This is a genomic window from Methylomonas lenta (assembly GCF_001644015.1).
Taxonomy (GTDB): Bacteria; Pseudomonadota; Gammaproteobacteria; order Methylococcales; family Methylomonadaceae; genus Methylomonas; species Methylomonas lenta.
Genome location: NZ_LUUI01000059.1, coordinates 1 through 1,275, shown reverse-complemented (window position 1 = coordinate 1,275; position 1,275 = coordinate 1). Strand labels below are relative to the sequence as shown.

The following is a 1,275-nucleotide window of genomic DNA, read 5'->3' as shown; positions in this document are numbered from 1 at the left end:
CGCTGGTCAGATCGACCCGCTCGGTTTCATATCCGAATACGCCCTCTTCGAGGACGATGTGGGGCGATAACGAACAGGCGCCGGGGCTGTAATAAAGTTTCATGGTGTGACCTCCTCAGGCTAAAAAAATGGGTAGTCGGTATCAGCTGTACTCGCCACCGCAGGTGATGCAAGCGAGACCATCAGGTTGAGCGCTGCAAATCTATTTTTCCATAGGTTACTCCATAGGAATTTAACATGAAGCTTCATGCGGTCAATGGCCGCCTGCCGCGCCACCGGCATCCGCCGACACTTTTCTGACCAATGGCATCAGCAATAACGCGAAGAGAAAAACCAGGCTGAGGATATGAAACAGCGTATTGAGGGTGAGCACTTCGGCTTCTCGCATCACCAAGCCGTAAAGCTGCTTGAGTGCAGCCTGTTCGCTGTTCGGTAACGACAATCCGGCCATACGTTCCTGCAAGCCCGCCAGTACTGATTGCGCTTGTGGAGAGCCCGGCGCCACCGACTCGCGCAACACGGCGTAATGTTGCTTGTTCAACTGAATCATCAAAGTGTTGGCGACCGCCAGACCTATGGCTCCACCCAGGTTGCGCATCAGGTTGTACAGTCCGCTGGCATTTTTGACTTCTTCAGGCGGCAACGTACCCAAGGCCAGTGTATTGATGGGCAAAAAGGCAAACATCAGCGCGAAGCCGCGCAAAGCCTGTGGCCAGAAAAACTCCCAGTAGCCTGACTCATGCGTGAGATCGGCGTTCATCCAGGAACCCAGCCCATAGAGAGACAAGCCCAGCGCCATCATCAACCGTGAATCCAGTACCTTGGCGAGTGGGCCGGCGACAAAGGCCGACAACAGTTGAAATAGTCCTGTGACCATCACATATTGGCCAATTTGCAGGCTGTTCAGGCCTTTGACGCTGGCCAGATACAACGGCATCAAGTAAATGGTGGTATACATTCCAACCCCCAGGATGAAGCTGAATACACAGCCGACAGCGAAGTTGAAATTACGGAAGGCCCACAGATCGACAATCGGGTGTTCGATGGTTAATTCACGATAGAACATAGCGATGCCTGCCACGGCGGCAACCACGCTAAAAAATAAAATTTCATGGCTATCAAACCATTCCTTTCGCACCCCTTCTTCCAGCACGAATTGCATACTGCCGAGAAAGATGATGATATAGACGATGCCGAGAAAATCGATTTTTTCGAGTAATTCCCAGTCCGGTTCATCCACCCGCACGAACAGCCAGGTGCTCAGACACACCAAAA

General features: G+C 52.3%; 1 protein-coding gene. It reads right to left on the bottom strand.

Features of this window, described 5'->3' with window-relative positions:
• Positions 1-253: 253 nt before the first annotated feature.
• Positions 254-1,275 (bottom strand): DHA2 family efflux MFS transporter permease subunit (locus A1359_RS04155; RefSeq protein ID WP_157200462.1); only part of this gene is annotated, 1,022 nt, incomplete at its 5' end.